The organism is Kitasatospora sp. NPDC002543, from assembly GCF_053594915.1.
In genome coordinates this window covers 1-2,675 of the sequence record NZ_JBSFWR010000219.1, presented here as the reverse complement: position 1 = coordinate 2,675, position 2,675 = coordinate 1, and the positions used below count along the sequence as shown (strand labels likewise).

Below are 2,675 nucleotides of genomic sequence, written 5' to 3'. Positions count from 1 at the left end.
GTCACCGCCCGCGCGAGCTTCGAGCACCGGGCGGTCGTCGCGGCCGCCGGACGCGAGGAACTGCTCACCGCGCTCGACCGCATCGCCGACGGCACGGAGGCGCTCGCTGGCGCGGCCCGCCCCGGCGGGACCACCGGCTTCCTGTTCACCGGCCAGGGCGCCCAGCGCCTCGGCATGGGACAGGAGTTGTACGCCACCTACCCCGTGTTCGCCGCGCGCTTCGACGAGGTCTGCGCCGAACTCGACCGGTGGCTCGACCGACCCCTGCGCGAGGTGATCTGGGGCGAGGACGGTGACCTCCTCAACCAGACCGCCTACACCCAGACCGCCCTCTTCGCCGTCGAGGTCGCGCTCTTCGCCCTCCTGCAGTCGTGGGGCGTCCAGCCGCAGTACCTCGCCGGGCACTCCATCGGCGAGCTGGCCGCCGCGCACGTCGCGGGCGTCTGGTCGCTGCCGGACGCGGCCCGACTCGTCGCCGCACGCGGCCGACTCATGCAGGCACTGCCCGCCGGCGGCGCCATGATCGCCATCGAGGCCACCGAGGACGAGATCTCCCCGCACCTGACCGACGGCGTCGACATCGCCGCCCTCAACGGCCCCCGCTCCGTGGTCATTTCAGGCGAAGCCGCCGCTGTCGAGGCGCTCGCCGAGCGCTTCGCCACCCAGGGCCGCCGCACCTCCAAGCTCCGCGTCTCGCACGCCTTCCACAGCGCCCTCATGGAGCCCATGCTCGCCGAGTACGCCACCGTGGCAGCCGAGTTGGCCTACAACGAGCCCACCATCCCGCTCGTTTCGACGGTTACCGGCACCCTCACCACCACCGAACTCACCGACCCGCAGTACTGGGTCGACCAGGTCCGCGCCGCCGTCCGCTTCACCGACGCCGTCCGCACCCTGACCGACAACGGCGTCACCACCCTGCTGGAGATCGGCCCCGACGCCGTCCTCACCGCCATGGCCCAGCAGACGACCGAAGACACCACCGTCATCCCCACCCAGCGCCGCGACCGCGACGAGACCCGAACCCTCCTCGCAGCCCTGGGCTCGCTCCACACCACCGGTGTGACCATCGACTGGGCCACCGCCTTCACCGGCCTCCACACCCAGCACACCGACCTGCCCACCTACCCCTTCCAGCACGAGCGCTTCTGGGTCAACGCCGTCAGCGCCACGGCAGCCGATGTTGTCGCCGCCGGCCTCGACACCGCCGACCACCCGCTGCTCGGCGCCGTCGTCCCGGTGCCGGACTCGGGCGGGGTCATGCTGACGGGCCGACTGTCGGTGGAGACCCAGCCGTGGCTGGCCGACCACCGCATCGGCGACGCGATCCTCTTCCCGGGCACCGGCTTCGTCGAGCTCTCGCTCTACGCGGGCCGTCAGGTCGACTGCGCCGCGCTGACCGAACTTGCTCTTCACGCCCCCCTCGTGCTCCCCGAGACCGGCGGGGTGCAGTTGCAGCTCGCCGTCGGTGGTGCCGACGACAACGGCGACCGTACGGTGACCGTTCACTCCCGCGTCGAGGGCCACGACCAGTGGACCCTCCACGCGGAGGGTGTGCTCTCGACCGTCTCCCGGCAGCCGGCCGCCCGGGAGACCGCCGCACCGGCCGAATGGCCGCCCGTCGGCGCCGTGGCGATCGAACTAGACGGCTCGTACGACCGGTTGAAGGAGGAGGGCTACGGCTACGGCCCGGTCTTCCAGGGGCTCAAGGCCGCCTGGCGCCGGGGCGAGGAGACCTTCGCCGAGGTCGTGCTCCCCGAGGACGCCCACACCGACGCCGTACGCTTCGGCGTTCACCCCGCGCTCCTCGACGCGGCCATGCACGCCGGACTGGTGCACGACGACGGCCGCCGGGACGGCCAGACCGTCCTGCCCTTCGTCTGGAACGACGTCGCACTGCACGCCGCCGGCGCCACGACGCTGCGGGTCCGGAACACCCCGGCCGGGGTCGACGGCATCACGCTGCACGTCTCGGACGCCGCGGGGAACCCCGTGGTCACCGTTCGGTCGCTGGTCTCCCGCGAGGTCGCCGTCGACCGGCTGGCCGTCGCCGGCGCCCACGGCGGTGGTGCGCTCTACACCACCGACTGGGCCCCTGCCTCCGTCGCTTCGGCGCCGATCGATGCGCCCTCCTGGGCGCTCGTCGGCGGGGACGCCGCAGCCTCGGGTGCCGACTCGTACCCGTCGATGGCCACGCTCGTCGAGGCCGTCGCCTCGGGCGACGAACTGCCGTCCGTGATCGTTCTGCCGTGCGCCCCGCAGAGCGGTGACGTACCGGCTGGCGTGCGGGCCGGTCTCGGCCGGGTCCTGGACGCGCTCCAGGCATGGCTGGCCGACGACCGCTTCACCGACTCGCGTTTGGTCGTCGTCACCTCGGGCGCCGTCGCCCACCCCAGGATCACCGACCTCACCGGCGCCCCCATCTGGGGACTCGTCCGCGCCGCCCAGGCCGAGAACCCCGGACGCATCACCCTCGCCGACCTCGACGACCTCACCACCCTCCCGCAGGTACTGGCCGCCGTCGTCGCCTCTGGCGAACCCGAACTCGCCATCCGCAACGGCGAACTCTTCATCCCCCGCCTCACCCCGACCACCACCACCGAAACCCAGCCGATCACCTTCGAAGCCGACGAGACCGTCCTCATCACCGGCGGCACCGGAGGCCTCGGCGCCCT

The 2,675-nt window shown here is 72.7% G+C and carries 1 protein-coding gene; it reads left to right on the top strand.

The window, feature by feature from the left end; all coding sequences use genetic code 11:
• A partial coding sequence (locus tag ACWD4P_RS38060; RefSeq protein ID WP_449782799.1) for an acyltransferase domain-containing protein occupies positions 1-2,675 on the top strand: 2,675 nt, incomplete at both ends.